Raw genomic sequence first — 23,782 nt, 5'->3', positions numbered from 1 at the left:
CGTGCGTAGGCCACTGATTGTCGATCGAAGTCGCGATGAGCATTTCATGCGCGAGGCGCTGAGCCTTGCCGCAGAAGGCGCGGCAATCGGCGAGGTACCGGTGGGCGCGCTTCTGGTGCGTGACGGCGAGATCATTGGTCGTGGTTTCAATTGCCCCATCTCGCGTCACGATCCTAGTGCGCATGCCGAAATGGTCGCCATCCGCATGGCGGCAGAGCAGGCCCAGAACTATCGACTCCCCGGAACCACGCTCTATGTCACGCTCGAACCCTGCAGCATGTGCGCAGGGCTGATCGTCCATGCCCGTGTTCAGCGCGTGGTGTTCGCGGCCAGCGAGCCACGCGCGGGCGCAGTTGTCAGTCGCTCGCAATTCTTCGATCAGGACTACCTGAATCATCGCGTACTGCTGGAGGGCGGACTGCTTGCGGAGGAGGCGGGGGAGATGCTGAAGGCGTTCTTCAAGGCCCGTAGAGGTTGAAGTCCTGTTGTAATCGTCTTATCCGTCCGTGGCGCGGGCTATCGTTTGAAAAATGTACCGGGCGCTAGGGTATTTGTACGAGCCCGCTTGTGGGCGATCTAGGTGTAATAGAAGCGGTCTGAACGAACGCGATCGCCCACAAGTGGGCTCCTACAGTGAATTCTCAAAACCCGATTTTTGCGTAATTCGCGATTTTCAAAATTCGGTCAAAGCGGTGGGCTGGGTTCGCGCTCGGGCTTGTCCTTGGAGACGCCAGGTGCGTGCAGGCCGCTTTCGGCCAATCGATTGCCTTCCATCTGCGGCTGAGTGACCCAAGTGAGAATGTCGTAGTAACGCCGAACGTTACGGACGAAGGCAACGGTTTCACCGCCACGGGCATAGCCGTAACGGGTCTTGCTGTACCACTGCTTCTGGGCGAGGCGGGGCAACATCTTGCTCACGTCCAGCCATTTGTTCGGGTCGAGCCCTTCGGCCTCGGCCAGTTTGCGCGCATCTGACAAATGGGCGATGCCAATGTTGTATGCCGCCAACGCGAACCAGGTGCGATCCGGCTCGGTGAGGTCTTCGGTCAAGCCGTCTCTGATAAGCGTGAAATACTTCCCGCCGCCTTCGATGCTTTGCTTGGCATTCAGCCGATCGGAAACGCCCATGGCTTGTGCTGTATCCAACGTCAACATCATCAGCCCGCGTACGCCCGTCTTGGAGGTCGCGCTGGGGTGCCAGAGCGACTCTTGGTAACCGACCGCGGCGAGCAGCCGCCAATCGACGCCATGGGTCTTGGCCGCAGCGCGGAACTGCTGCTCGTATTTCGGCAACCGCTGCTGCAAGTGCTGCGCGAAGGTGTACGCCCCAACATAGCCAAGGACATCGACATGGCCGTAGTAGCGTTGCGTCAGCCGCTCCAGGAAGTCGTTTTCCCGCGTGTCGCGTAGAAATCGATTCACTTCATCGAGCAGGCTCCGGTCCTCGCCAGCCGCGACCGCCCAGCTCAAGCCTCGCGCATCCCCTAAATCGAAACCCGCGCGGACTTTCGAGAAATACACCTGGTTCATTGCCAGCTCGTTGGAATCCACCAGGGTCAGGTCGATCTGACCTTCGTCGACCATTCGTAGCAGGTCGACGATTTCGACTTCGTCTGATTCTTCCCAGGTCAAGTCCGGCAGCTCACGTTTTAACTCGGCCAATTGCTCGGCCTGACTGCTGCCCTTGGGCACCATGATGCGCTTGCCGAGCAGGTCTCTTACCTGGGTAGGGCGAGGTTGGCCTTCGCGATAGATGATCTGGGGCGTGACTTCGAGATACGTGTCCGAGAACTGCGCCTGCGCAAGCCGGCCTTCGGTCTTCACCAAGGCCGCGGCAGCCAGCACCGGACCGCCGTCCGCACTCAATCGAGTGAACAGAGATTCGAAGCTGTCGGCAGTTTCGATTTGCAGCTGAACCCCGAGCTCGTCGGCGAAACGCTTGACCAGTTCATACTCGAAACCGGTTTCGCCGCTACGGTCCTGGAAATACGTTGCCGGGCTGTTGCGGGTGATAACGCGCAGCGTTCCCTCCTCCTTGACGCGCTCGAGCGTAGTAGGCTGTGCAGGCGGGCTGCAGCCTCCGAGCAACAGGAAGATTCCGATCGCCATGGACACGATGGCACGACGCGAGCGGAGCATGGTTTGGGCAAACATCGGAGCAGTATACGCAAAGGGCCATGTTCGCCATACCGTCGGCGGATCGCTTTGTGCGGACAGTCCCGTTCACTCAAGATTTGTAGTCGGGCGACAGAGTTTGCGATGTCCCCGACGTCTACCGGAGCGCGCATTACCGTCTACCTTGTCAGGTAGCAGGCTGCGTGTCGGCATCGTTTGCGCTAGAATGCAGCGCCTTTCATACCGTGTGGAAACCGTTGTCCATGCCAAGGCCATCGGAACCGGCTCGAACCCTCGAAGCGCGCCCTGCGTCCGTATCGTTGCGTGAGCTGCGAGGTCGTTCGCTGGTATTTGGACGTTTCCCGCGTTTTGCCTATCCCGCTTTCCCAGCACCTATCCACCAGAGGCTGTCCTGACGATGTTGATCCTGCGCGGCGCGCCCGCCCTTTCTGCTTTTCGCCACGGCAAACTGCTGTCCCAGTTGACCACCAAGGTCCCGGCTGTCAGCAAGCTGTATGCCGAGTTCGTGCATTTTGCCGATGTCGATGGCGCATTGACCGGCGATGAGCAGACGGTTCTCGCACGCCTGCTGAAGTACGGGCCGAGCGCAAAGGTCGAGGAACCCGAAGGGCAATTGGTCCTCGTTGTTCCGCGCTTCGGGACGTTGTCCCCTTGGTCGAGCAAAGCGACCGACATCGCGCACAGTTGCGGGCTGGAGAAGGTCCGCCGCCTGGAACGCGGCATCGCTTACTACGTCTCGGGCGATCTGAGCGCTGCCGATATTCGGGTGGCGGCAGCCGTATTGCACGACCGCATGACACAAATGGTGCTGTCAGCCTTGGATGAGGCGGCCGGCTTATTCAGTCGCGCCGAGCCGAAGCCGTTGAAGTCCGTAGACATCCTGGGTGGTGGCCGCGACGCGTTAGAACGCGCCAACCTCGAGCTCGGCCTCGCACTGGCCGACGATGAGATCGACTACCTGGTCATGAGCTTCAAGGGTTTGGGCCGCAATCCGCACGACATCGAGTTGATGATGTTCGCGCAGGCCAACTCCGAGCATTGCCGTCACAAGATTTTCAACGCGAGTTGGGATATCGACGGTGAAGCTCAAGAGAAATCCTTGTTCGGGATGATCAAGAATACCTACCAGATGAACAGCGAAGGCGTCCTGTCGGCCTACAAGGACAACGCTGCGGTGATGGAAGGTTTCACGGCGGGGCGGTTTTACCCGAATCCCGAGACGCGCCAATACGGCGCCTCGAAAGAGCCCGTGCACATCCTGATGAAGGTGGAAACCCACAACCACCCGACCGCCATTGCCCCATTTCCAGGTGCCTCGACGGGTTCCGGTGGCGAAATCCGTGACGAAGGCGCCACGGGTCGCGGTGCCAAGCCCAAGGCAGGGTTGACCGGCTTCACTGTATCCAACCTGAACATCCCCGATTTCCTGCAACCGTGGGAGAAACCCTACGGCAAGCCGGAACGTATCGTTTCCGCGCTGGACATCATGATCGAAGGCCCGCTCGGTGGCGCCGCTTTCAACAATGAGTTCGGTCGCCCTGCGTTGAACGGTTATTTCCGCACCTTCGAGCAGGCTGTCCAATCGCCACGTGGTGAAGAGGTTCGTGGCTACCATAAGCCCATCATGCTTGCGGGTGGTCTCGGTAACATTCGCGAAGATCATGTGCAAAAAGGCGAGATTTCCGTCGGCGGCAAGCTGATCGTCCTTGGCGGCCCGGCCATGTTGATTGGCCTGGGTGGCGGCGCGGCGTCGTCTATGGCGACCGGCGCTAGTTCGGCAGATTTGGATTTCGCTTCCGTACAGCGGGAAAACCCCGAAATGGAGCGCCGCTGCCAAGAGGTTATCGACCGTTGCTGGCAGATGGGCGAAAACAACCCGATCAAGTTCATCCACGACGTTGGCGCGGGCGGTCTGTCCAACGCCTTCCCTGAACTGGTTAACGACGCTGGCCGTGGCGGTCGTTTCGAACTGCGTAACGTACCGAACGACGAGCCGGGCATGAGTCCGCTGGAAATTTGGTGCAACGAGTCCCAGGAACGCTACGTGCTGAGCGTGGATGCTGCGGATTTCGAGCGTTTCAAGGCGATCTGCGAACGCGAGCGTTGCCCATATGCCGTCGTTGGCGAGGCGACCGAAGCGCGTCATTTGACGGTTGCAGACAACCATTTCGATAACAAACCGGTGGACATGCCGCTTGACGTGTTGCTCGGCAAGCCGCCGCGCATGCATCGTTCGGCGACCCGCGAAGCAGAGCAGGGCGATGATTTCGACGCATCCGCCGTGACCATCGAAGAAGCGGTTACCCGTGTCATTCAACATCCCACGGTCGCCAGCAAGAGCTTCCTCATCACCATTGGCGACCGGACCATTACCGGCCTGGTTGCGCGCGACCAGATGGTCGGCCCGTGGCAGGTTCCGGTGGCAGACTGCGCGGTGACCACCACCAGCTTCGACGTCTTCACTGGTGAAGCGATGGCCATGGGCGAGCGGGCCCCGCTTGCGCTTCTGGACGCCGCGGCATCCGGTCGTATGGCCATTGGCGAGACCGTCACCAACTTGGCTTCGGCCCAAATCGAAAAGATCTCCGATATTAAAATGTCGGCGAACTGGATGGCTGCCGCTGGGCATCCTGGCGAGGACGCGCGACTGTACGACACCGTTAAAGCCGTGGGCATGGAGCTTTGCCCGGCACTTGGCATCACCATCCCCGTGGGCAAGGACTCCATGTCCATGAAAACCCGTTGGCAGGATGAGGGCGTCGACAAGAGCGTAACCGCACCGTTGTCGTTGATCATTACCGGCTTCGCACCGGTTCAGGACGTCCGTAAGAGCCTCACGCCGGAAATTCGCATGGACAAGGGCGAGACCGATCTCGTCCTCATCGACCTGGGCCGTGGGCAGAACCGCATGGGCGGTTCGATCCTGGCGCAGACCTTCAGCCAACTCGGCCAGGCGGTTCCAGATGTCGATGATCCCGAGGACCTGAAAGCGTTCTTCGCAGTGATCCAAGGCCTTAATCTGGACGGCAAGTTGCTTGCCTACCATGACCGCTCCGACGGTGGATTGCTCTCCACGGTGCTGGAGATGGCATTCGCGGGCCACTGTGGTCTGAAGCTCAAGCTGGATGCATTGGCAGAGAGCGAAGCGGAAATCGCGACGTTGCTCTTCAACGAAGAGCTTGGCGCGGTCGTACAGGTCCGCCAGGAAGATACGGCAGAGGTGCTCGCGCAATTCAGCGCCGCCGGGCTTGCCGATTGCGTCGCTGTGATCGGGCAGCCGCTGAACAATGGCGACGTGTCGATCCACTACCATGACGTAACGGTGTTCACCGGGCAGCGCCGCTTGCTGCAACGCCAGTGGAGCGAAACGAGCTATCGTATTCAGCGCCTGCGTGATAACGCCGAATGTGCGGATCAGGAGTTCGATGCGATTCTCGAGGAAAACAACCCGGGGATGTCCATCAAGCTCGGGTTCGACGTCAACGAAGACATCGCAGCCCCTTATATAAAGAAGGGCGTTCGCCCCTCCATTGCCGTTCTGCGTGAGCAGGGCGTGAACGGGCAGGTCGAAATGGCCGCTGCGTTCGATCGCGCGGGGTTCTCGGCTGTTGACGTGCACATGAGCGACATTCTGTCTGGACGCGTTGATCTGGACTCGTTCAAGGGCCTTGTGGCCTGTGGCGGCTTTTCCTACGGCGACGTACTGGGCGCCGGCGAAGGCTGGGCCAAGTCGATCTTGTTCAACGCGCGGGCACGTGAGGCTTTCCAGCGCTTCTTCGATCGCCAGGACAGCTTCTCCCTGGGCGTCTGCAATGGTTGCCAAATGCTGTCCAACCTGCATGAACTGATCCCGGGAACCGAGTTGTGGCCGCATTTCGTGCGCAACCGATCCGAGCAGTTCGAGGGGCGAGTGGCGATGGTTCAGGTACAGGACTCGCCGTCGATCTTCCTGCAAGGCATGGCCGGTTCGCGGATGCCGATCGCTATTGCACACGGTGAGGGGCTTGCCGAGTTCGAAAGCGATGAGGCCATGCTGCAGACGGACCTATCCGGGACCGTTGCCCTGCGCTTCGTCGATAACCATGGGAAGGTCACCGAGCGTTATCCGGCGAATCCGAACGGCTCGCCACGTGGTATCACGGGACTCTCGAGTCAGGATGGCCGCGTGACCATCATGATGCCGCATCCTGAACGGGTCTTCCGTGCGGTGCAGAACTCCTGGTGCGACGATGAGTGGCAGGAAGACGGCGGTTGGATGCGCATCTTCCGTAATGCGCGCGTCTGGGTCGATTGATGGCCGCATACCCCGTCCTACTTGGCACCGTCAGGTAGGCCGGGATCCTCGGAGCGAAAGTGTACAAGCTATGTTTCTTCGTTCCTGACAGTCACCTCGAAGGGGTCAAGCAGGCGATCTTCGCGGTCGGCGGTGGTCGGATCGGTGATTACGACAGTTGCTGCTGGCAGACGCATGGGAAAGGGCAGTTCCGCCCTTTGGACGGTGCCGACCCCTTCATAGGGGACCTTGGTAAAGTCGAGACGGTTGCCGAATGGAAGGTGGAAATGGTCGTGGCGGATGATTTGATTCGCCAGGCCGTTGCTGCGCTCAAGGCTACGCACCCCTATGAAACGCCGGCTTACGACGTTTGGGCCCTTGCTGATTTTTGAACTGCCCGCGGTTTATGTTGGGATGGTCTGGGGATTCGCTTGCCTGCGAATGCGCGGTACGTCGCACCAGGGGTGTCGAGGCCGGAACCGCATTCGCGGCCAAGGCCGCTCTTACAGAGGTAGTGTGTAGATAAATACCTCTGACGGACTTGCTAATTGGCTCGGCGATTCTACAAAGCTCGTTGCACATTGACGGGGCTTTTGTTCACGGTCGGATTTCGATCAATGTTCCATCCTTAACCAGCGCCCAGACTTCTCGCATGTCATCGTTCTTCATGGCGATGCAGCCGTCAGTCCAATCCAGCGTATGAAAGTACCATTCCGGATATTCCTCATCGATTGGCGTTCCGTGGACCATGATCATGCTACCTGGCTTCACCTTGGCGTCACGGGCGCGCTCGATATCACTTTGATTCGGGTAGGAGATGTGCAGCGACAGGTTGAAATTCTGGCTCTGCTTGCGCCAATCGATGAAATAGAAACCTTCCGGTGTCCGCTGATCGCCTTCCATGAGCTTTGCGCCGTTGGGCCGCTTACCCAGTGACACGCGATAGGATCTCAACACTTCGTCGCGGTGCATCAGCTGCAGCGTGCGAGCCGATTTGACGACCAGCACCTTGTCCACCGTCTTGTCGCCGATACTGATGGTGATCGCCGCGTGGGAAACGAGCGGGCACAGCATCAACATTGCAACCATCAACCAACGCATGTTGAGCCGCAGACGCATCACGACGTACACGTCGGCGATGTCACAAGTGGCGGGGTCAATTCATTGCGTACGGGAAATACCTGCGTTTTCCGGTCTGCAAAAAAGCATTCCAGCGTTCTGCTCACCGTAGGAAACGCCATCGTTGACCACGGGATGGCCGCTTCCCGAAACAGCGCCACCTCCAGACTTTCAACGCCAGCACTGAACGCCAGGTCCGTGAGCTCCGCTCTAAAGAAGACGTACACCTGATTGATGTGCGGTAGGTCGAACAGCGTATAGAGCTGTATGCCGGAAACGCGCGCGCACGCTTCTTCTTCTGTTTCTCTTATCGCCGCTTGGACCATCGTTTCACCGTTTTCCATGAAACCGGCCGGCAACGTCCAGAGACCTTTTCGCGGCGCAATCGCGCGTCGGCACAGCAGCACTTGATCTTCCCAAACGGGGAGGCAGCCGGCAACGATCCTGGGATTTTGGTAGTGAACGGCATGACAGTTCGTACATACGAACCGTACGCGGTTACCGCCATCTGGTATGCGTTCGACGAGGGGACCGCCACAGTGATTGCAGAATTTCATGATCTCTCCCAAGGCACCGCCATCTTGGGTGCAGTAGCGGCGCAACGCAACCAGCAACGATTGGCGGATGATCGCGCTTTGGCGTGACCTGGCGTTCATGCGATTATTCGCAGTCAGGATAAGCCGAGTATGAATCCATGCAGGACGAACTGCTTCAGCGCGTCCGGGATCATCGCCCCTTGCTGCTCGAGAGCGAGCGCACGTATCCCGAAGCGGCGGTACTGGTCCCCATCACGCGTACCGACGAACCCGAGCTCGTACTCACATTGCGCGCCAGCGGCCTTTCGACCCATGGCGGCGAGGTGGCGTTTCCAGGTGGGCGGCGTGACCTCGAAGATGCTGGGCTAGCAGACACCGCATTGCGCGAGGCGCACGAAGAAATTGGCTTGCCGCCAGGCTTGGTGGAAGTGGTCGGGCCTTTAAGCACGCTCGTTTCAAAACATGGAATCAAGGTGACGCCATACGTGGCTGTCATTCCGAGCTACGTCGAGTACGTGCCTAACGACGATGAAATCGCTGCTGTTTTTAGCGTGCCGCTAGGGTTCTTCCTCACGCAGCCGAGAGAATCGACCCACCGTATCGACCACCAGGGGCGTAGTTGGTATGTGCCGTGTTATCGCTATGAAGGCTTCAAGATCTGGGGACTGACCGCCATGGTCATCGTCGAATTGATCAACGTGGTCTACGACGCAGGCATCGTGCTGGACGAACCGTTCGCCGAGGCTGAGTCGTTGCGTGAGTCAGAGCGATGACCGGCCTTACAGAAGAGGAGCGGCCCGTTGCATCGCCTTGCGTACATATTTGTGCGCTGGAGGACGACGACACCTGCAGTGGCTGCCAGCGTTCGATCACTGAAATAACAGACTGGTCACGCATGACGAACGCGGAACGCCGGGAAACGCTGCAGCGTTGCCATGACCGAGCGGTGGCGAAGGGATTATTGATCGGCTAGGGCAGATGGGCTCTGGGTCTAAGGTCGAACGGTGGATTACGCCATTGCATGGCTAATCCACTCCACGCATGACCTCGAAATCAGTGGCCGCTTTCGCCCATTTGCGATTGCAGGTAGTTTTCCATGCCGATTTTTTCGATCAAACCAAGCTGCGTTTCCAGCCAATCGATATGTTCCTCCTCGGATTCGAGGATGTCTTCCAGCAATTCCCGGGAGCCGTAGTCACCAACGCTTTCACAGTGGGCGATAGCCGATTTCAGATCCGGCACTGCTTTCTGTTCGAGACGCAAATCACACTCGAGCATCTCCTTGGTGTTCTCGCCAATCATCAACTTGCCGAGCTCTTGCAGGTTAGGCAGACCTTCGAGGAACAAGATGCGCTTGATGAGCTTGTCGGCGTGCTTCATCTCATCAATGGACTCGTGATACTCGTGCTTGCCAAGCTTCTCCAAGCCCCAATCTTCATACATGCGGGCGTGAAGGAAATACTGGTTAATCGCTACGAGCTCGTTACCGAGCACTTTGTTCAGGTGTTGGATGACAACCTTGTCGCCTTTCATGATCTGAAGCTCGCCAGGAAATAGAGATGGCGCGAGTGTGCCGCTCAGTTTTTGAGCAGTCAACACTAACGTATTGAAATATATAGAGATTTGAATCTGAATAAGAACGTTTGCATTCCGCGTTTGAGCAGCAAACTATTGATTTCGAACGCAAAGGGTAGTCAGGTCCTCAGCGCGCGTGGCATTGGCCCAAGAAAATTTTTTTTTCGAAACGAGAAAAGCGCCGCTTTAGGTAACGGCGCTCTATAGAAAGCAGCGGGATATTCGCCTTGGGATCAGGCGGAAGCGAATTGAGCGGGGTAGGCTAAATTCAAGGAAGCGGTCTGGACGTCGGTGAGCGTTTCCCGGACGACTTGTTTCGCCAGGCAGGCGCACTTACCGCATTGGGTGGCGACCCCGGTGGCCTCACGCACTTCGCGATAGCTGCAGCATCCGTTGTAAATGGCATCCCGGATCTGGCCGTCGGTAACACCCTGGCAGAGGCACACGTACATGAAAGACCTATCAGATAGCGACAACGTGCTGGCGATACTAATGTTAATGAGAATGATAGTCAAAATTCAGCGCAACGCAGCGATGAGCGGTCAGCTGGGGTGCCAAGGCACGCTGACCTTTGAAGAGTGCCAGACCCCCCGGTAATATGCGCGGCACATTCAGCTCGCCATAGGACGCCGTTAATGAGCATCAAATCCGATAAGTGGATCCGCCGCATGTCCCTTGAGCAGGGCATGATCGAGCCTTTCGTAGAGCGGCAGGTCCGTGGCGCCGATGACAACCGAGTCATTTCCTATGGCGTTTCGAGCTACGGCTACGACGTTCGCTGTGCCGACGAATTCAAAGTCTTCACGAACATTCACTCGGCTGTGGTGGACCCGAAGAATTTCGACGAGAAGAGCTTTGTCGATATCAAAAGTGATGTCTGCATCATCCCGCCCAACTCCTTTGCACTTGCGCGTACGGTCGAATACTTCCGTATCCCACGTGACGTCCTGACCATCTGCCTTGGCAAAAGCACCTACGCGCGCTGCGGCATCATCGTCAATGTCACGCCGCTCGAGCCCGAGTGGGAAGGGCACGTCACCTTGGAGTTTTCGAACACCACCAACCTTCCTGCGAAGATCTACGCCAACGAAGGCGTGGCGCAGATGCTGTTCCTGCAGTCCGATGAGGCGTGCGAAGTGTCCTACAAAGATCGCGGTGGTAAGTACCAAGGGCAGCGAGGCGTCACACTGCCGCGGGCGTGATCCCGCTGTTTCGCGGCATCACGGCTTCTTCGGGGGTCAACAGGCTTAGTTGTTGGACGAGCGGGTTGAATTTTTCACCGTTTGTTCATCTCTATTCGTTAAGGCCCGGCGAAGAGCGGGTGAAACAATGGAGCCTTGTGATGCCTAGCTATCTCGACACCACCACGTTTCGGCAGATGCCGGACGATCCCATCCTGGCCGAATTGGTCCTGGCGGAGCATGCGGTAGGCGTCTGGCGGCGTCTCGCCGGTGGCATACCCGGACAACCGCAGCCGGATACACCGGAACCCGGTGTCCCTGATCTTCCAACCGAACCTGGCGAGCCGACGGTTCCTGATCAGCCGCCACCTGCACCCATCGCTTGAATCTTAGGCAGCGCCGATTTAGGTCGGCGTTGCTGTCTCGCGGCTCATTTCGAAGCTGCACGTTACATAGACCGAAAGCGCAGGGACGCCTCATGGGCTAAACCTGTACGAGCGGCTTGCTATCGGGCCGCGGATTGTCAGCTTTCCAGCGGGAGGAACACATCATGTCCAAATGGGCGATTACCTACAGCAAGGACAACAACACCGAGAAGCTCGAGGTCGAGGCGGCGGATAAGCCAAGCCTGGATGACGCGGTGCAGCGTGTGCTCACCTACGCCGACCAGAACTGCGAGTCCAAGGAGCCCGCGGACGAGTCGCTGGACCTCAGTGAGCCCGCTGTTCAACTCGCCGAATGCTACGGAATTGCCGTGACCGGCATATCCCGGCTATAGCCCTCTTCAAACTTCCAAAAGGCCGCCGTCCGCCACGACATAGGTTCGTGAGTAGTCGGTGGCCTCGATGTTCATGCCCCCGGTAAACAGGCCGAATGCCGGCATGAGGCACACCTTCCGATCAATGTGAAAGCACGGCAGCCGCAGCTGTTCCCGGCCACGACCCCGTAGGCGAAACATAGGGTGCAGGTGCCCTGCGATGACCGCATGCGTAGCGTGTGCGTCGGGCTCGTGTTGCAGCGCAAGTGGACCCAGCAACAGCGGTTCGGCAACGGTATGGATACATAGGCTTGCCGGCGGATCACCCGCCCAGCGATCGTGATTACCGCGAATCAGCACGACATCCAAATCCGCATGCTGAAAACGCCATTCGCCGATAGCATCAAGCGTGGCGATACTGTGCGACTCGGGCGCATGAAGAAAGTCACCCAGAACGATAAGCCGTTCGCAGGTGTGACCACGCAGCAGTGCGTCGATCCGCGCGAAATTGTCCGCTGTCGTTCCATGCGGGACCGGCTGGCCCAGGCGCCGATAAGCAGCGGCTTTGCCGATATGAACGTCGGCGATAAGAAGCGCTCTTTGTGCAGGCCAGTAGATGGCCTTGTCAGCCAGCAGTATGAGTGTCGTGCCGGCGTAGTCGATGGACAATGTCGAGGTCATGTTCGAGTTCTAATGCGTTGAATCACGGTATATCCCACTGCCGGGATTGCTTCGGACAGGGTGGTGGTGCGGTCCACACGTATGGTCATTGTGACCGTTTGGTCGTGCGCGCCATGCCGGTCTTTCGAGTACGTGGCTTGCGCTTCGGTGCAGGCTCTTCGGGAACCAGAGGCGCGGCGTCGTCGTCCCCCAGTTGATAGCCGCCAGGGCCTGCAGCTTTATCGAGATCGGCCACCATGCGGCGAATCCGGTCGACGAGTTTTTCGGAGCTCATGCTTTCTCTCAGACGCTCCACCATCAATGGAAATGCCAGCGGCGTTGCGCGCTTGAGTGAGTGCACGTCCAGTCGCATATCGCGCAGATGGTCCAAGGTGGCTTGCAGACGGTCGACATCGAGTTCCTGCTTCAGCACTTCCTCTTGCGCCTGGGTCAGCAACAGGTTTTCAGGGTCGTACTGGCGAAAGACATCGAAAAACAACCCGCTGGAGGCCTGCAATTGGCGCGTGCTTTTCTGCGCGCCGGGATAGCCGGAGAACACCAGGCCCGCGACTCGCGCAATCTCACGGAAACGTCGGCGGGCCAACTCTCCGGCGTTAAGGCTCGCCAGTACATCGTGTAACAGATGGCTGGGCGCGAACAGCGTATCGTCCAGCCAGCTTGGCCAGTCCACCTCCGTCGGCGAGAGCAGCTCAAAGCCGTAGTCGTTGACCGCTATAGAGAACGTGGCCGGCTGGCGTTGACCCATTCGCCATGCCAGCAAGCTACCGAGCCCAAGGTGGACATGCCTCCCGGCGAAGGGGTAGAGGAACAGATGCCAGCCCTCGCGGGATTTCATCGTCTCCGCCAGCAATGTGCCCGGCACCGGCAGGGCTGACCAGTGCGCCTGCACGTCGAGAAGCGGGCGCACGAGTTGTAGTTCAGGGCTGTCGTAGTGGCCCTGTGCTGCTCTACCAAACGCCTCTACCACCGCAGTTGCTAGCTCGCTGGAAAGCGGCATCCGTCCGCCATTCCAGCGGGGAACCGCAGGCTTCTTACCCGAGGCCCGGTTGACGAACGCCGTCATGTTTTCTACACGCACGAGTTCGAGCAGGCGTCCCGCGAAGAGAAAGCAGTCGCCAGGGCGGAGCCTGGCGATGAATCCTTCTTCCACGGATCCCAATGACCCGCCACTTCCGCCCTTGCTCCAATAGCGCACGCTGAGGCTTGCATCGCTAACAATCGTGCCGATGCTCATGCGGTGACGAAGCGCGAGACGCCGATCCGGTACGCGCCAGACACCCCCTGCATCAGGCTCGACTCGCTGATAGTCCGGGTACGCCGTCAGCGAATGGCCGCCATGCCGGACGAACGCCAGGGCCCACGCCCATTCATCGTCGGTCAATGCTCGGTAGGCCCAGCTCGTACGGATTTCGGCGAGGAGATCGTCGGGTCTGAAGCCGCCGCCCAACGCCATGCTGACCAGATGCTGCACAAGTACGTCCAGCGGCTTTTCCGGCGAAGCGCGGCCTTCGACGCGGCCTGCGGCAATGGCGTTTTGCGCGGCCGCCGCTTCCACGACTTCCAGGGAGTGCGTCGGTACCAGCGTCACGCGTGAAGGGCGGCCTGGCGCATGGCCGGAGCGGCCGGCTCGCTGCATCAGACGCGCGACGCCTTTCGGGGAACCGATTTGGAGGACGCGTTCCACGGGCAGGAAATCGACCCCCAAATCCAGGCTGGACGTGCAGACCACGGCTTTCAGTTGACCTTGCTTCAAGCCCTGTTCGACCCAGTCTCGGACCTCTCGGGCAAGCGAGCCATGGTGCAGCGCAATCAGGCCCGCCCAGTCCGGACGGGCGCCGAGGATGGCCTGGTACCAAAGTTCGGACTGGGCGCGCGTGTTGGTGAACACCAACGATGTCTGCGCGGAATCCAGTCCTGCTACCACTTGAGAAAGCATGCGTAGGCCGAGGTGCCCAGCCCATGGAAAGCGTTCAATGTTCTCGGGAAGCAACGTATCGACGTGCAGCGTCTTTTCGACGCGGCCTTGCACCAACCGACCTTGCCGTGGATAGAGCAAAGTGTCGTGGGCATGCGCGAGATTGCCCAGTGTAGCGGACAGTCCCCACACGATGAGCCCTGGGTTCCAATGGCGTAGGCGCGCGAGCGCTAGCTGTAACTGCACGCCGCGTTTGTTACCGAGCAGTTCATGCCACTCGTCCACCACGACGACCTGAAGGCTTTTGAACGCCTGTTGCGCGTCGGCTCTCGTCAGTAGCAGCGTCAGGCTCTCAGGTGTCGTGACCATCGCGCTGGGCAGTCGGCGTGCTTGCCTTGCCCGCTCGGCGCTGCCGGTATCGCCGGTGCGAAGGCCCAGCGTCCAATTTATGTTCAGGTCATCGATCGGCCGCTGTAATGCCCGAGCGGTGTCGGCCGCAAGGGCGCGCATCGGTGTGATCCAAAGTGCTTGGAGCGGGGCCGGTTTGTCCGCGGACTTGCTGTCCTTAGCCAGACGATTGAGCACGCCGAGCCAAACGGCGTAGGTCTTGCCTGAGCCGGTGGATGCGTGAAGCAATCCGGACTCGCCTCGTCTAATGGCGCTCCAGACGTCCTTTTGAAAAGGGAAAGGCTTCCAGCCGTTGCGGGCGAACCAACCGGTGGCGAGGGTCATGCGGAGAATGACCGTTGGTGGCATAAAGCGTCGCAAAGCCGGGTTGATGCGTTGCCGTTCCCATCGCATTCGCGGGCAAGCAGGTCGCGGCCCGGCCCATTCCTACATGATTTACCGTCGTACACCGAGTTGGCGTCATCCGCGTTTCTGTAGGAGCGGGCCGGGCGGCGATCCGCTTGCCCGCGAATGCGTAATCGCAGGCGCTGCCGCCATTGAGGAAGAACGACGAGCTCAGCCCTCACTGCAACAAGTCCTGCAAATTTGCCAACGTATCGGCTTCTTCGACGGGTTTGTCCTGTCGCCAGCGCAGCATGCGTGGAAACCGTACGGCGATGCCGCTCTTGTGGCGTTTGGAGAGGGCGATGCCTTCGAAGCCGAGCTCGAAGACCAGCGTCGGTGTCACACTGCGGACAGGGCCGAATTTTTCGACCGTGGTTTTGCGGACGATGGCGTCCACCTTGCGCATCTCCTCGTCGGTAAGGCCGGAATAGGCTTTGGCGAACGGCACGAGTGTGCGCTCCTTGGCACCGGGCGGGCCGTCCCAGACGGCGAAGGTGTAGTCGGAATACAGACTGGCGCGGCGACCATGCCCGCGCTGGGCATAGATCAATACGGCATCCACGGAAAACGGATCGATCTTCCATTTCCACCAGACACCCATGTCCTTGGTCCGGCCAACGCCGTACAGTGCATCGCGAGCCTTAAGCATCATGCCTTCCACACCCAGCGACCGCGATGCTTCACGCTGTTCGGCAAGTTCCGCCCAGGTGTTTGCGGTCAGTTTGGGGGAGGGCATGAGACGCGGGCTCGCGCACGCGGTGATGACCGCTTCCAATTGCGCGCGACGCTCGTGCTGCGGGTGGCTGCGCCAGTCTCGACCCTCCCATTCGAGAAGGTCGTAGCCGAGGACGGCGACAGGGACATCCTGAAGGATCTTCTTGCTGAGCGTCTTGCGGCCGATCCGTTGTTGAAGCAGGGCGAAAGGCTGGATGCCGAACCGTTCTAGTTCACCTTCGACCTGTTCGTTCAGGGTTTGGCTATCAAGCTCGGCGGCGTCCTGCATGAGGTCTGCCTGCGACGCCGTGGCATCGGGCGCGTGCTTCCAAACCACCAGTTCACCATCGATCACCGTGCCGTCAAGTAGGCGCGGCGCCAACTCGTCGAGCTCAGGGAAACGTTCGCTAATGAGTTCCTCGCCGCGCGACCACACCCAAAGGCGGCCGTCCCGTTTCACAAGCTGCGCACGAATGCCGTCCCATTTCCATTCGACCTGCCAGGCGCTCGGTGGCCCGAGCGTTTGCTCGAATTGCTCGACCGGTAACTGAAGGGGATGCGCGAGAAAGAACGGGTAGGGTTGACCACCGCGCTGGGCATGTTCGTCCGCCGATTCCTGCGCGACAAGGCGCTCATAGGCCGAAGCGTCCGGACGGTTGGAAAGATCGGTATACCCCACGAGCCGCTGGGCTATTCGCTTGGCATCCAGACCGGTCATCGTTGCCAATGCCCGCGTGACCAGCAGTTTCGACACCCCAACGCGAAATGCGCCGGTGATGAGTTTCAGACAGACCATGAGGCTTTGCCGATCCAGTTGCCGCCAAAGCGGTGGCAAGCGATCTGCTAGCACTTCAGGCGGTTCGCCTCGAAGCGGCAAGAGCTTTTCTTCCATCCACTGCGCAAGCCCATCATTGGAGCTGTGCTCGGCGGTCGGGACGAGGAGAGAAACGGTTTCCGCCAAATCCCCCACCGCTTGGTAACTTTCTTCGAACAGCCACTCCGGCAGGTTGGCGGCGTCCATTGCCAGTTCTCGCATGAGCCGGGTAGGCACGAGCTGGCGCGGGCGGCCACCGGAGAGAAAATAAACCGCCCAGGCCGCGTCTGCTGGTTCGGCTGCGGAGAAGTAGTCAACGAGCGCCGCGAGCTTCGCGTTGCTGGAGGTGGTGGCATCGAGCCGAGCGTAGAGTTCAGCGAAGGCTTTCATGGGGCCTCCGGAGACAGTTAAAGGTGGCTCGCAAGGGATGGCGGTTGATGACTGTCCGATGTGCTGTGGGTTCGCGTACGGGGGAATGCAGGGTGGCTAAGGTGTCGGTAGGGCGATCGCTTTCGCGAGCAAGCCGAGCGCGGCCCGACCGAACGCGGCCCGACTCGCTCCTACAGGTCGAATCGGCCGGGCGCGCATGGTTGTCAGTTTCTGTAGCGGGCAGCGTATCCATCGCTGTCATACCGACGCCCCCTCTTTGACCAAGTCTGCCTCTTCCTCGTCCCCATACTCGGTCGTGAATCCTTGTGCATCGAGCCCTTGTTCACGCAGGTAACGGACGAGAATTGCCACCGAGCCGTGCGTCACCATCACCCGCTCGGCGCCGGTTTGTTCGATCGCCCAAAGCAAACCGGGCCAATCCGCGTGGTCGGAGAGCACGAAGCCCCGATCGACGCCCCGACGGCGACGGGTGCCGCGCAACATCATCCAGCCACTGGCAAACGCATCCGAATAATCGCCAAAACGCCGCATCCACGTGCTGCCCCCGGCGGATGGGGGCGCCACGATCAACGCCTCGCGTAGCATCGGATCGTTCTTCTTGAAATCGCCCGCGTAATGCGTCTCCGGAATACGAATGCCCGCTTCACGGTATACGCGGTTCAGTGGTTCCACTGCACCGTGTACGAGAATCGGGCCGATCCCGTCATCGATGCCATGCAAGATGCGTTGGGCTTTGCCGAACGCATAGGAGAACAGCACGCTGGCCCGGCCCTGGGCCTGATTGGCGCGCCACCATTCATTGATACCGGCAAAGATTTCCGCTTGTGGCTGCCAGGTGTAGATGGGCAGGCCGAACGTGGATTCGGTGATGAATGTGTGGCAACGCACGGGCTCGAATGGTGCGCAGGTACCGTCTGGTTCGACCTTGTAGTCGCCGGATGCGACCCAGACTTCACCTTCGTATTCCAGACGGACTTGCGCGGATCCCAACACGTGACCGGCCGGATGAAAGCTCAAGGTTACCCCGTGATGCACGATGCGTTCGCCGTAAGGCAGTGTCTGCAAGGGCATGTCAGCCCCGATGCGAGACCGGAGAATGCCTTCACCTGGCGCGGCTGCGAGGTAGTGCTTCATCCCCCAGCGCGCGTGATCGCCATGGGCATGCGTGATGACTGCACGGTCCACTGGCCGCCAAGGGTCTATGTAGAAGTCGCCGGGGGGGCAATACAGGCCTTCGGGCCGGGCGATAACGAGATCCATGAATACGCTCGAAACGGGCTTATGGTTTCGAGCGCTTTGGAGGAGTCCGAGTTCTACAAACGATCGACTTTGTATAAGCCCCTACGGCTTCACGTGTTCCAGGGCGTGCGTGAGCCTAGGCACCGACACCTTGTATGGGCGAGCGGGGCTCGCGATAGCCATGACCGCGCGCCACACGAAGCTACTTGTGATTACGCCTGCTCAGATAGTACGCAAGCGCATCAGGATCGCGGCTCAATTGACGTTCGATGACGGGCAGCAAGTCATTACTGCGAACCAGACCGCTCCATGCGAAGTTCATAAGCGATATGGAAATCAATGTCGCGATCAGGGGGTCGCTGAGAGAGTCCGGCACGCTGTCCGTCAGGTAGCCGATGACCAACGCCACGAATATCAGGAAGGCAATGGGCGCAATCACCCGCTCTCGACGAGCTTGCTGTTTGGCCTTGATGAACAAGTCGACATCGCGTTGTTCCATGTTTCCCTCGGTGGGTCGGATCGGGATGTCCAGCATAGACCATTGGGGCGGGAGAGCTGTCGGAGGGAGATGCGCCAGCTTACGTGCTCAGCGCTAGCGATCGCCGCTCGGCCGCCCCTACAGAATTTCGATTTGTCCGGAATTCTGCGCTTGCAACGCCTTGGTAGGGGCGGCTTCAGCCGCCTTGCGAAGCCAGCCATTCAGTGCCCAGTTAGCTGGATACACGTCACGCCTGCTTCTTGACCGAGGCAGACTCCTGCCCGCGCGCACGATGCTGACCGATGTCCTCGACCTTGCGTTGCTTTTCGTACAGGAAGCTCAACACCGCCTGACGATACCCGTTGTAGCGAGCGTCATTGGCCAGGGCGATACGGTCGCGAGGGCGGGGCAGATCGATATCGAGAATCTCGCCGATGGTGGCAGCGGGGCCGTTGGTCATCATGACGATGCGGTCGGAGAGCAGTACGGCTTCGTCGACATCGTGGGTGATCATCATCACCGTGTTGTGCAATTCGCTCTGGATGCGCATCACCTCGTCCTGCAGGTGGGCTCGGGTCAGGGCGTCGAGGGCACCGAAGGGTTCATCCAGCAATAGCACCTTGGGCTCCATCGCCAGGGCGCGGGCGATACCCACACGCTGCTTCATGCCGCCGGAAATTTCACTGGGCCGTTTGTTCAGGGCGTGGCTCATGCCGACCATGTCCAGGTGGCGCAGTGTCCACTCCTGGCGCTCGGCCTTGCTCTTGCCGTGTTTGAACACCTTGTCCACCGCCAGGGCGACGTTTTCGTAGACGGTCAGCCAGGGCAGCAGCGAGTGATTCTGAAACACCAGGCTGCGGTCCGGGCCGGGGCCTTTGACTTCCTTGCCATCGAGAATCACCGCGCCATTGGTGGAATCGATCAGGCCTGCAACGATGTTCAGGACGGTGGACTTGCCGCAGCCAGAGTGACCAATGATGGAAATGTACTCGCCACGCGCGACTTGCAGATTGACGTCCGCCAGCACGTGGGAGGAGAGGCCGTTGCGTTCGAAACGCTTGTCGATGTTTTCGATGCTGAGGTAGCTGCTCATATCGTTCTCCTTAACCTGCTGACGTGCCGCGAGTAACACGATGGCCAATGAATGCGACGATACGGTCGAGGATGAAACCGACCAGACCGACGTAGACCAGCGCGAGGATGATGTCGCTGATGCGCGAGGCGTTCCACGCATCCCAGATGAAGAAGCCGATGCCGACGCCGCCGATGAGCATTTCCGCTGCGATGATGGCGAGCCACGACAGACCGACGCCGATCCGCAAGCCAGAGAAAATGTAGGGCGCAGCGGCCGGCAGCATGATCTTCTGGAAATATTCCCAGCCGTTCAGGCGCAGCACCTTGGCAACGTTGCGGTAGTCGTCCGGAATGTTCCGGATGCCCACCGAGGTGTTGATGATGATCGGCCAGATAGCCGTGATGAAAATCACAAACAGCGCTGAAGGGTGGCTGTCTTTGAAGCCCGCCAACGACAGTGGTAGCCAGGCGAGTGGTGGTACGGTCCGCAGGATCTGGAACAGCGGGTCGAGGCCGCGCATGGCCCAGGTCGACTGGCCGACCAGCACGCCGAGCGCGATCCCCGCGACCGCGGCCATCAGGTATCCGTAGGCCACGCGTTCGAGGCTGGCCAGGAGTTGCCAGGCCATGCCGACGTCGGTACCGCCGTTGTCATAGAACGGATCGACGATCAGCTCCCAGGTGTCCTCCAGCACTTGGCTCGGCGGTGGCAGCGAGGCGTTAGTGCCGCTGCACAGCATCTGCCAGACCACCAGCAGGAAGGCCGTAATGACCAGCGGTGGCAGGACTTTCTGTACGAGATCTTTGCCCAGGCGCTTAGCCCAACCCGTCGAAGCCTGTGGCTTCACGGTCTTGGATATCCCTGCGGCGGGGGCGTTGAGAGGCTTGGCGGGAGCATTCATGGGTCAGATCTCCTCTCAGGCGAGTGCCTTGATGGACAGGCTGTCGAGATAGGCTTGCGGGTTTTCCGGGTCGAAGGTCTTGCCATCGAAGAAGGTCTCTACGCCACGAGACTTGGACGTCGGAATCTGCTCTGCGGGCAGGCCCATCTCGCCGGCGGCGGCACGCCAGATATCTTCGCGGTTGACCTTGGCAACCAGAGCCTGGCTGTCGAAGTCGGTTGGCAGATAGCCCCAGCGCTTGTTCTCTGTGAGGAACCACAGGTCATGGCTCTGGAACGGGTAGGACGCGTGTTCGCTCCAGAAACGCATCAGGTGCGGGCTCTTTTCCTCCACACGGCCCGTGCCAAAGTCGAAGGTGCCTTGCAGGCGGGCGAGGAAGTCCTTGGCGGGCGCACCGATCCAGCGGCGCTTGGCGCAGATCTCCGCGACTTCTTCCTTGTTGGCCATGTCCTCGCAGAACATCTGCGCTTCCATGATTGCCTTTAGAAGCGCCTTCGCTGCGTTGGGGTTGGCGTCGACCCAGTCGGCGCGCATCCCGAAAGCCTTCTCCGGGTGGTTCTTCCACAACTCGCCCGTAGTGACCGCGCTGTAGCCGATGTTCTGGTTGATGAGCTGGGCGTTCCATGGTTCGCCGACGCAGAAGGCATCCATGTTTCCGACTTTCATGTTCGCGACCATCTGCGGTGGTGGGACGACGATGGTGGGCAGGTCCTTGTTCGGCTCAATGCCCGCGGCAGCCATCCAGTAGCGAATCCACAGATCGTGCGTGCCGCCTGGGAAGGTCATCGCGGCGGACACCTTCTTGCCGGAGGCTACCTTGTCGGCGATGGCCTTCTTGAAGGAGGAGGCGTCCGTCGTGAGCGTGAGGTCCTTGAATTCGTTACTGATGGAAATGCCTTGGCCATTGAGGTTGAGGCGTGCCAGCAAATACATCGGTAATGGCGTGTTGTTGGTCGTGACCTTTCCGGCTGAGATCAGGTACGGCATGGGCGAGAGTATGTGCGCGCCGTCGATACCGCCGCTGCCCGAGCCCAGCACGAGGTTGTCGCGGGTCGTGCCCCAGGAAGACTGCTTGACGACCTCTACATCGGTCATGCCGTGTTTGGCGAAGAAGCCTTTTTCGTCTGCGACGAACAGCGGAGCGGCGTCGGTCAGAGGGATGAAGCCGAGCTTGGCCTTGGTGGTTTCCACTGCGTCGGAGCCAGCCGCCCAGACGGCCGAACTCATGCCCGGTGGCAGCATGCCCATGACGGCAGCACCGCCAAGCACGCCAAGTGTTTGTTTGATGAACGTCCGGCGTGGTTCGCTGGCCAACTTCTCTTTGCCTGTCTTCTTCTCGTCCATCGTCGTACTCCCAAAAGGCGCGCATAAAAAAACGGCGTCACGCTCGCTGCTGGCGCTAGGCCGAAGCGAGAGTGGACGCCGTTGTCCTGGAATCTGGTTGTAGGTGGCGAAGCGTGGCTTCGTCACGAAAAGGGAAATAGCAGCTTGTGTGCCAGGCTTTGCGCTTGAAGAACGTTTGGAGCGAAAACGCTATGGGTAGAAAGGATTCGCTATGTAATTCAATGGGGTAGAGTGATCAGGCAGGAGAAGCGTCTAGGGGGCACTTAGAATACGTAGCCATTTCGCGCACAGAAGATGGGCGGGGAGCGTTTGCGATGCTCGGGAGCGGGGCAGGGTTAGGGGATTTGGTGTTTATGAAATCGCGGGCGACTAAAGTCGCCCCTACAGGAATTACTGATCGCATATGAATAGGCGGTCAATCCACCGTACCTGTAAGGGCGGCCGGGCAGGGATCCCCTTTAGCCGCCCGCGATCTATCAAGCACTGACCACCCTGAAGCCAAACCACAAGACAACTCGATCCGATCGCCTCCCTAAAAAGACCTCACCCCCGCACCGATCCTTTTCGCCCGACCTGATCCAACACACTCTTCGCCACATCCACCAACCGCATGCCACGTTGCATGGCTGCATTCTGCAGATGCGTATAAGCATCGCTTTCGGAAAGGTGGTACTCCTTCATCAACGCTTTCTTCGCTCGTTCGACCAGGCGGCGTTCGTCGAGCGTCTGGCGTGCCTCTCGCAATTCGTCGCTGACGCTTTGCAAGCGAGTGTTCTGTTCCTGCATGAGGTCCAGAATGGAGCGGTTGAGGTGCGAGCCAACCCCATCCTGCGGCCCTGCATCCAGCGTGCTGCCCTGGACATTGAACAGCACGGCGCGGCCGCTTGCCTTGTCGAAGCCGGCCAGACGCTTGAGCAATGATCGATGGTTGTCGAGATCGGCCTTGGCGACCTTGATTGCCTGTTGGCAGCGATCGAGCAGGTCGCTTGCGAGATGGGCCTCGATGTCCTTCATCGCGTCGATGCGTTGGGTATTGAGATCGAACCAGACATCGCATAGCGATGGAGCGACCTGAGCCTCGGCAGACGTACGTTGAGCCATCAGGCGCAACTGCGCGATCTGCGCCATGGTCTCGCCGTATTGCAGGGCCTGCCAGTTCGCCTGAGCGGTGCGATCGGTGAATTGGGTAAAGACATCGAAGCAGCGCTCCTGCGCTTCGATCAAGTGCCGGACATGATCCAGCTGCTCGGGCGTGAAATGGCCGGCGGAAAACCCGGCGACCCCCGCAGCGCGTTCCTGTCCTGCCAGCTCCTTGCCCTGCATGAAATTGAACATCGCCACCAGCGCGCGGGTGATGACGGGATCGAGAGCGGTATCGGCCGCCTCGAAAACCACAGCCAGCAGCCCACCGATCAGCCGGGTGAAAAATACAGTGGCCTGTGCTGAAGAAAGGGCCTGGTCGCGAATACGGCGACGTAAGCCGGGCAGATCGTCCAGGCCGTGGAGTACATAGGCGATACGGTTGAACAGACGAGCGCGGTCGGTAGCGCTGGCGGCGTCCAGGTCGAAGCGTTCGAAGCACTCGCGGACCTGAACCTCCATCGCCTGGGCTTCGGCCGTATGCCCATCGAGTGCGGGCAATCGACCTGGATCCGAGCCGGCTAGATAAATGTTCGAATAGCCGCGCTCTTTTTGCAGGGCGTGCACCAGTTGGCTGATGAGCGTTACCAGCTCACCGGTGAGCGCGAGGCTTTCCAGCCCCTGCAGTTCGCAACGGCGCGCGGCGAGCATGAAGCGCAGCGCCGGCGGCATGTGGGTATCGGGCATTTCTTCTGTATTCATGGCTAAAGGTTCACGGTAGG

Annotated in this window: 22 protein-coding genes; 8 read left to right on the top strand and 14 right to left on the bottom strand. The window is 59.7% G+C overall.

What is annotated here, in order from left to right:
- Window position 1 precedes the first annotated feature (1 nt).
- Window positions 2–478, top strand: a complete 477-nt coding sequence (gene tadA, locus IEY47_RS00900; protein WP_188981259.1) for a tRNA adenosine(34) deaminase TadA — start codon at window positions 2–4, stop codon at window positions 476–478.
- A 206-nt stretch (window positions 479–684) separates the two neighbouring features.
- Here the strand turns inward: tadA and mltF are convergent, their stop codons facing one another.
- Window positions 685–2,154 carry a membrane-bound lytic murein transglycosylase MltF gene (gene mltF, locus IEY47_RS00895; protein ID WP_188981258.1) on the bottom strand — a complete coding sequence of 490 codons (1,470 nt, stop codon included), beginning with the start codon at window positions 2,152–2,154 and terminating at the stop codon, window positions 685–687.
- A 379-nt stretch (window positions 2,155–2,533) separates the two neighbouring features.
- Between mltF and purL the strand changes: the two genes are divergently transcribed.
- Both purL and IEY47_RS00885 read left to right on the top strand, forming a co-directional pair.
- Entirely contained in the window at window positions 2,534–6,430 is a 3,897-nt protein-coding gene (gene purL, locus IEY47_RS00890; protein WP_188981257.1) for a phosphoribosylformylglycinamidine synthase, read from the top strand.
- Between the two features lie 59 nt (window positions 6,431–6,489).
- Window positions 6,490–6,801 carry a YqfO family protein gene (locus tag IEY47_RS00885; RefSeq protein WP_188981256.1) on the top strand — a complete coding sequence of 104 codons (312 nt, stop codon included), beginning with the start codon at window positions 6,490–6,492 and terminating at the stop codon, window positions 6,799–6,801.
- Window positions 6,802–7,006: 205 nt separating this feature from the next.
- On the opposite strand, the gene IEY47_RS00880 is transcribed toward IEY47_RS00885, so the two are convergent.
- Window positions 7,007–7,510: a L,D-transpeptidase family protein gene (locus IEY47_RS00880; RefSeq protein WP_188981766.1), complete on the bottom strand. Its 504-nt coding sequence runs from the start codon at window positions 7,508–7,510 to the stop codon at window positions 7,007–7,009.
- Between the two features lie 17 nt (window positions 7,511–7,527).
- Window positions 7,528–8,085, bottom strand: a complete 558-nt coding sequence (locus IEY47_RS00875) for an NUDIX hydrolase (RefSeq protein ID WP_188981765.1) — start codon at window positions 8,083–8,085, stop codon at window positions 7,528–7,530.
- A gap of 137 nt (window positions 8,086–8,222) precedes the next feature.
- Between IEY47_RS00875 and IEY47_RS00870 the strand changes: the two genes are divergently transcribed.
- Together IEY47_RS00870 and IEY47_RS00865 are read left to right on the top strand one after the other, a co-directional pair.
- Complete coding sequence (locus tag IEY47_RS00870; protein WP_188981255.1) at window positions 8,223–8,837, top strand: CoA pyrophosphatase; 615 nt, start codon at window positions 8,223–8,225, stop codon at window positions 8,835–8,837.
- A complete protein-coding gene (locus tag IEY47_RS00865; RefSeq protein ID WP_188981254.1) occupies window positions 8,834–9,037 on the top strand; it encodes a DUF1289 domain-containing protein in 204 nt (67 codons plus the stop codon). Before IEY47_RS00870 ends, IEY47_RS00865 begins: the two co-directional genes overlap by 4 nt.
- Window positions 9,038–9,117: 80 nt before the next feature.
- On the opposite strand, the gene bfr is transcribed toward IEY47_RS00865, so the two are convergent.
- Both bfr and IEY47_RS00855 read right to left on the bottom strand, forming a co-directional pair.
- Window positions 9,118–9,597, bottom strand: coding sequence for a bacterioferritin (gene bfr / locus IEY47_RS00860; RefSeq protein ID WP_188981253.1), 480 nt, complete (start codon window positions 9,595–9,597; stop codon window positions 9,118–9,120).
- Between the two features lie 275 nt (window positions 9,598–9,872).
- Window positions 9,873–10,091 carry a bacterioferritin-associated ferredoxin gene (locus IEY47_RS00855; protein WP_188981252.1) on the bottom strand — a complete coding sequence of 73 codons (219 nt, stop codon included), beginning with the start codon at window positions 10,089–10,091 and terminating at the stop codon, window positions 9,873–9,875.
- Window positions 10,092–10,274: 183 nt separating this feature from the next.
- On the opposite strand from IEY47_RS00855, the gene dcd reads away from it, so the two are divergent.
- The 3 genes from dcd to IEY47_RS00840 all read left to right on the top strand — a co-directional run bounded on the left by dcd (window position 10,275) and on the right by IEY47_RS00840 (window position 11,598).
- Complete coding sequence (gene dcd / locus IEY47_RS00850; RefSeq protein WP_188981251.1) at window positions 10,275–10,841, top strand: dCTP deaminase; 567 nt, start codon at window positions 10,275–10,277, stop codon at window positions 10,839–10,841.
- Between the two features lie 176 nt (window positions 10,842–11,017).
- Window positions 11,018–11,206 carry a hypothetical protein gene (locus IEY47_RS00845; protein ID WP_188981764.1) on the top strand — a complete coding sequence of 63 codons (189 nt, stop codon included), beginning with the start codon at window positions 11,018–11,020 and terminating at the stop codon, window positions 11,204–11,206.
- Window positions 11,207–11,370: 164 nt separating this feature from the next.
- A complete protein-coding gene (locus IEY47_RS00840; RefSeq protein ID WP_188981250.1) occupies window positions 11,371–11,598 on the top strand; it encodes a hypothetical protein in 228 nt (75 codons plus the stop codon).
- Window positions 11,599–11,604: 6 nt separating this feature from the next.
- Here the strand turns inward: IEY47_RS00840 and pdeM are convergent, their stop codons facing one another.
- From pdeM to IEY47_RS00795, 9 genes are all read right to left on the bottom strand, one after another.
- The gene (pdeM, locus tag IEY47_RS00835; protein WP_188981249.1) at window positions 11,605–12,258 is read right to left on the bottom strand and encodes a ligase-associated DNA damage response endonuclease PdeM; all 654 of its coding nucleotides are present in this window, start codon (window positions 12,256–12,258) and stop codon (window positions 11,605–11,607) included.
- Window positions 12,259–12,343: 85 nt separating this feature from the next.
- Entirely contained in the window at window positions 12,344–14,905 is a 2,562-nt protein-coding gene (locus tag IEY47_RS00830) for a ligase-associated DNA damage response DEXH box helicase (protein ID WP_188981248.1), read from the bottom strand.
- Between the two features lie 238 nt (window positions 14,906–15,143).
- Window positions 15,144–16,883: an ATP-dependent DNA ligase gene (locus IEY47_RS00825; RefSeq protein WP_188981247.1), complete on the bottom strand. Its 1,740-nt coding sequence runs from the start codon at window positions 16,881–16,883 to the stop codon at window positions 15,144–15,146.
- 237 nt (window positions 16,884–17,120) lie between these two features.
- Window positions 17,121–18,143 carry a ligase-associated DNA damage response exonuclease gene (locus IEY47_RS00820; RefSeq protein ID WP_188981246.1) on the bottom strand — a complete coding sequence of 341 codons (1,023 nt, stop codon included), beginning with the start codon at window positions 18,141–18,143 and terminating at the stop codon, window positions 17,121–17,123.
- A gap of 181 nt (window positions 18,144–18,324) precedes the next feature.
- Window positions 18,325–18,621 (bottom strand): hypothetical protein, encoded by a 297-nt coding sequence (locus tag IEY47_RS00815; RefSeq protein ID WP_188981245.1) that lies wholly within the window; start codon window positions 18,619–18,621, stop codon window positions 18,325–18,327.
- A gap of 226 nt (window positions 18,622–18,847) precedes the next feature.
- The gene (locus IEY47_RS00810; protein WP_188981244.1) at window positions 18,848–19,693 is read right to left on the bottom strand and encodes an ABC transporter ATP-binding protein; all 846 of its coding nucleotides are present in this window, start codon (window positions 19,691–19,693) and stop codon (window positions 18,848–18,850) included.
- Window positions 19,694–19,703: 10 nt separating this feature from the next.
- Window positions 19,704–20,576: a nitrate ABC transporter permease gene (ntrB, locus tag IEY47_RS00805; RefSeq protein WP_188981243.1), complete on the bottom strand. Its 873-nt coding sequence runs from the start codon at window positions 20,574–20,576 to the stop codon at window positions 19,704–19,706.
- Between the two features lie 15 nt (window positions 20,577–20,591).
- Window positions 20,592–21,920: a CmpA/NrtA family ABC transporter substrate-binding protein gene (locus IEY47_RS00800; RefSeq protein WP_188981242.1), complete on the bottom strand. Its 1,329-nt coding sequence runs from the start codon at window positions 21,918–21,920 to the stop codon at window positions 20,592–20,594.
- A 543-nt stretch (window positions 21,921–22,463) separates the two neighbouring features.
- Window positions 22,464–23,762, bottom strand: a complete 1,299-nt coding sequence (locus IEY47_RS00795; protein ID WP_229779120.1) for a nitrate regulatory protein — start codon at window positions 23,760–23,762, stop codon at window positions 22,464–22,466.
- Window positions 23,763–23,782 lie beyond the last annotated feature (20 nt).

Source organism: Pseudomonas matsuisoli, assembly GCF_014647635.1.
In the GTDB taxonomy this organism is placed as follows: domain Bacteria; phylum Pseudomonadota; class Gammaproteobacteria; order Pseudomonadales; family Pseudomonadaceae; genus Pseudomonas_P; species Pseudomonas_P matsuisoli.
The sequence above is the reverse complement of the archived record's forward strand: the minus strand, read 5'-3'. Positions and strand labels throughout refer to the sequence as shown.

What these genes read in the sequence shown, in the direction of transcription:
- IEY47_RS00870 (WP_188981255.1), top strand. Translation starts at nt 8,223, where the DNA reads ATGCAGGACGAACTGCTTCAGCGCGTCCGGGATCATCGCCCCTTGCTG.
- IEY47_RS00865 (WP_188981254.1), top strand. Translation starts at nt 8,834, where the DNA reads ATGACCGGCCTTACAGAAGAGGAGCGGCCCGTTGCATCGCCTTGCGTA.
- purL (WP_188981257.1), top strand. Translation starts at nt 2,534, where the DNA reads ATGTTGATCCTGCGCGGCGCGCCCGCCCTTTCTGCTTTTCGCCACGGC.
- bfr (WP_188981253.1), bottom strand. Translation starts at nt 9,597, where the DNA reads ATGAAAGGCGACAAGGTTGTCATCCAACACCTGAACAAAGTGCTCGGT.
- IEY47_RS00880 (WP_188981766.1), bottom strand. Translation starts at nt 7,510, where the DNA reads ATGCGTTGGTTGATGGTTGCAATGTTGATGCTGTGCCCGCTCGTTTCC.
- IEY47_RS00845 (WP_188981764.1), top strand. Translation starts at nt 11,018, where the DNA reads ATGCCGGACGATCCCATCCTGGCCGAATTGGTCCTGGCGGAGCATGCG.
- ntrB (WP_188981243.1), bottom strand. Translation starts at nt 20,576, where the DNA reads ATGAATGCTCCCGCCAAGCCTCTCAACGCCCCCGCCGCAGGGATATCC.
- IEY47_RS00840 (WP_188981250.1), top strand. Translation starts at nt 11,371, where the DNA reads ATGTCCAAATGGGCGATTACCTACAGCAAGGACAACAACACCGAGAAG.
- pdeM (WP_188981249.1), bottom strand. Translation starts at nt 12,258, where the DNA reads ATGACCTCGACATTGTCCATCGACTACGCCGGCACGACACTCATACTG.
- IEY47_RS00825 (WP_188981247.1), bottom strand. Translation starts at nt 16,883, where the DNA reads ATGAAAGCCTTCGCTGAACTCTACGCTCGGCTCGATGCCACCACCTCC.
- IEY47_RS00795 (WP_229779120.1), bottom strand. Translation starts at nt 23,762, where the DNA reads ATGAATACAGAAGAAATGCCCGATACCCACATGCCGCCGGCGCTGCGC.
- IEY47_RS00855 (WP_188981252.1), bottom strand. Translation starts at nt 10,091, where the DNA reads ATGTACGTGTGCCTCTGCCAGGGTGTTACCGACGGCCAGATCCGGGAT.
- IEY47_RS00830 (WP_188981248.1), bottom strand. Translation starts at nt 14,905, where the DNA reads ATGACCCTCGCCACCGGTTGGTTCGCCCGCAACGGCTGGAAGCCTTTC.
- IEY47_RS00810 (WP_188981244.1), bottom strand. Translation starts at nt 19,693, where the DNA reads ATGAGCAGCTACCTCAGCATCGAAAACATCGACAAGCGTTTCGAACGC.
- IEY47_RS00815 (WP_188981245.1), bottom strand. Translation starts at nt 18,621, where the DNA reads ATGGAACAACGCGATGTCGACTTGTTCATCAAGGCCAAACAGCAAGCT.
- dcd (WP_188981251.1), top strand. Translation starts at nt 10,275, where the DNA reads ATGAGCATCAAATCCGATAAGTGGATCCGCCGCATGTCCCTTGAGCAG.
- mltF (WP_188981258.1), bottom strand. Translation starts at nt 2,154, where the DNA reads ATGTTTGCCCAAACCATGCTCCGCTCGCGTCGTGCCATCGTGTCCATG.
- IEY47_RS00875 (WP_188981765.1), bottom strand. Translation starts at nt 8,085, where the DNA reads ATGAAATTCTGCAATCACTGTGGCGGTCCCCTCGTCGAACGCATACCA.
- IEY47_RS00800 (WP_188981242.1), bottom strand. Translation starts at nt 21,920, where the DNA reads ATGGACGAGAAGAAGACAGGCAAAGAGAAGTTGGCCAGCGAACCACGC.
- IEY47_RS00820 (WP_188981246.1), bottom strand. Translation starts at nt 18,143, where the DNA reads ATGGATCTCGTTATCGCCCGGCCCGAAGGCCTGTATTGCCCCCCCGGC.